This is a genomic window from Bacillus sp. EE-W1 (genome assembly GCF_009760835.1).
Classification (GTDB): domain Bacteria; phylum Bacillota; class Bacilli; order Bacillales; family Bacillaceae_G; genus Bacillus_A; species Bacillus_A wiedmannii.
In genome coordinates this window covers 1-2,953 of the sequence record NZ_WIPE01000154.1, presented here as the reverse complement: position 1 = coordinate 2,953, position 2,953 = coordinate 1, and the positions used below count along the sequence as shown (strand labels likewise).

Sequence of the window (2,953 nt, the reverse complement as noted above, 5' to 3'; positions counted from 1 at the left end):
ATACGAATGCCCGTATTGGATTCTACAATATTACAAGAGGCACTTCGTATGGTGCATATACCATCATTTACTTTTGAATTCCTTTCGACAATTGATATAGGAGAGATTCAGGCTTTCCTAGAAGAGGGAGAAATACAAGAGGAGATCCAACAAGAAATTACTTCTATACAGGAAGAAACTAGTGTAGAAAAGATCATTAACTTTATAAATGATTTGGCTCTAAAAATTATGAATGCACCAACTACTTTAAAAGAAAAAGCACCCGCTATATATTTGTTTTCATGGATATTATTGCCTTTCATAGCTGTGAACTTTTTACTACCTTTTGTTCAAGATGTTTGGAAAGAGAAGGTTTTACATGTTTCGGAATTTACAGAAGAAAAGCCTAAAGAAAATGCTAAACAATTAAAACAATCTTTGGAAAAAGATTTTGGAATGGCTCTTTCAGCTGTAAATCAAATACGTGTGACCAATCGAGAAACACCGGTTTTCCGATCACATCAGCGCATTTCTGGAACAATTGATAGTATACTTTCTAATAAGCCCGTCATTATTATTGAAAAAAAACGGAACTGGTCATTTATAATGTATATAAATACTTTAGGTGAAGAAGTTAATGGATGGGTTTTTACCGGTAATTTAGCAAAATAACATCAATATCTTTACTACGTTGTTCTTTCCTGTTGCAGAATCCTTATTATAAGGGTTCTCCTTTTTATATTAGGTGTCCCGCCAGCATTTCGGTAAAAAACCACACTAAGAGTATACAAAGTTTTATGCGAAAAATAGGGAGACATAGGGAAGCAAAAAGTCGCTCTAAAATAGGAATGTATAAAAAGATGCATAGAGTCATAGAAAAAGAAAAAGGCGAATCCCTTGTGAGAGTAAGAGGACGTCTTTTTCTTTGCTACCGATAATAGGAGGTTATGTTAACCTATCGTGAATACTATATACATCCGAAAATCTGAACAAATTATTATTCTTGAATGGTACAATTAGGAAAAGGGGGAGAAAAAATGAACTGGTTAGTGTTAAGAGATTCAAAAATAATGTCAGGTTTTGTAATTGCAATATTACTTGCAATACTATCAGTTGTTTTCGCTGTAAAAGGAAGTGACTATTGGATAATCCTTATTGTATTTGCAACCGTTCTAACGTTCCTTAGCGTAAATAGAGCAGACAAGGTTTACAAATCAAAAAATTAAAAAATTACCCTCTCTTAACAGGAGGGTTTTGCTGTAATAAACAATAGGAGGAGAGATATGAATTTTTCTTCAAATAATAATCAGGTGTGCACCTTTAGTGACCTATTGGACACACTTGAAAAGTTGCCTAAAAAACAAGAGACGATTCTTGTTGGAATTGATGGATGCGGAGGTTCAGGAAAGAGTACATTTGCTAATACATTACAGACCATAAAACCCACTGTAACAATTGTTCATATGGATGATTTTTATTTTCCTTCTCCCCAAATCTTAAAAGGAAGTCCTGATTCTAAACCCATCGGGGCTGATTTTGATTGGAATCGCTTATTAAAACAAGTCATTCACCCTCTTAGTCAAAACCAAGATGGTTATTATCAACGTTACGATTGGAATATAGATAAATTGGCAGAATGGCACTTAGTTCCTACTGGTGGGATTGTTATAATTGAGGGTGTTTACGCCCTTCGTAAAGAACTTGAACATACATATGATTTTAAAATTTGGGTGAATTGTCCTCGCGAAATTCGACTTGCAAGAGGTATTGAAAGAGATGGAGAAGCAGCTCGTGATATATGGGAACATAATTGGATGATTTCAGAGGATATTTATGTAAGAAAACATAGACCTGATGAAAAAGCAGACCTTGTCATAAACGGGACAACATAAATCCTATGCAACTTCCGCTTTCGAAAATTATGTAAATAAGCTGTCCATTTGGGCAGCTTATTTTACGTTTTTGCTTAGCGTGTTTTTTTCAAAATGCCGGTGGTACTCCATTATGGGATAGCACCAACATTTCCTTTCAGTAAAGGTTTAAATTGCTTCTCATAGATGATAAAAGCCTGGTACAATAGAAGAGAATTGACAAATCCTTAGGCAGCTCTCTTCTATGGGGGCTTTTCTAATAAGGGGAAAATAAAATTTCACGTACCGTACTACTTTATAAAAAATACAACAAAATAATAGTAGTATACATTTAATTTTTTGTTGAATTAATACGCTATATGGATAATGCATTGTTTGTTTTAGATATTACTTCATGTAAAATTAAGTAGGGAATATAAACAGTTAGTAAAAATGTCACTTTGTAGAAAGAGGGACTTGATATGAATTTTAATATTAATGGCGAAAAAACACCTTTGGTAATAGATTATAAAAGAGTTGGGTATGCATCTTTGTTAATAGTCGATAAAACTAATAAAGATAGTAGAGGGAAATTTTTATTAAATAATACATATGCTAAAGGCTTTATAAATTCCATGCCCGGAAGATTTGGAGTAATAAACATTTATATAAAGAAAGAAGAACGAAATAAAGGTTATGGAACATATTTCATGAGAAAAATAATTGAGTTTTTTAAAGGGAAAGTAGAGATCCTTCACCTTCTTCCTTATCCAATTATTGAAAAGAAAGAGCATTTCGATCATATGAAAACCAGCTTTTTCATAATGCAATTAGTGAAGTTTTTTAAGAAGTTTGATTTTGTAATGAAAGATCCAAGATGTAATCTTACACCAATGTTTCTCCAACTAAGCAACAGACATATTCGATACATTTAAAATTTTCTCAAACCGTATATCTTATTTTTAAATTATAATATAAATAATTCTTTTTATTGCTATATATTTGTTCTTTCCTGTTGCAGACTCCTTAAGCTATTAAGGAGTCTTTTTTGTATCTAAAATCCAAAAATAAAAAGATAAGATCCGGGAACAGGGTCTTATCTTTAGCACAAGAAGAAAACAAAA

The 2,953-nt window shown here is 32.4% G+C and carries 3 protein-coding genes and 1 pseudogene; all 4 read left to right on the top strand.

Annotated elements, in window-relative coordinates; genetic code table 11:
* A pseudogene (locus GFJ36_RS28770) lies at positions 1 to 651 on the top strand (hypothetical protein); the annotation flags it as partial.
* A 365-nt stretch (positions 652 to 1,016) separates the two neighbouring features.
* Positions 1,017 to 1,205 (top strand): hypothetical protein, encoded by a 189-nt coding sequence (locus GFJ36_RS28765; RefSeq protein ID WP_157349852.1) that lies wholly within the window; start codon positions 1,017 to 1,019, stop codon positions 1,203 to 1,205.
* 57 nt (positions 1,206 to 1,262) lie between these two features.
* Entirely contained in the window at positions 1,263 to 1,871 is a 609-nt protein-coding gene (locus GFJ36_RS28760; protein WP_157349851.1) for a uridine kinase family protein, read from the top strand.
* A 440-nt stretch (positions 1,872 to 2,311) separates the two neighbouring features.
* Positions 2,312 to 2,764: a GNAT family N-acetyltransferase gene (locus GFJ36_RS28755; RefSeq protein ID WP_157349850.1), complete on the top strand. Its 453-nt coding sequence runs from the start codon at positions 2,312 to 2,314 to the stop codon at positions 2,762 to 2,764.
* The last annotated feature ends 189 nt before the right edge of the window (positions 2,765 to 2,953 follow it).

What these genes read in the sequence shown, in the direction of transcription:
- GFJ36_RS28765 (WP_157349852.1), top strand. Translation starts at nt 1,017, where the DNA reads ATGAACTGGTTAGTGTTAAGAGATTCAAAAATAATGTCAGGTTTTGTA.
- GFJ36_RS28755 (WP_157349850.1), top strand. Translation starts at nt 2,312, where the DNA reads ATGAATTTTAATATTAATGGCGAAAAAACACCTTTGGTAATAGATTAT.
- GFJ36_RS28760 (WP_157349851.1), top strand. Translation starts at nt 1,263, where the DNA reads ATGAATTTTTCTTCAAATAATAATCAGGTGTGCACCTTTAGTGACCTA.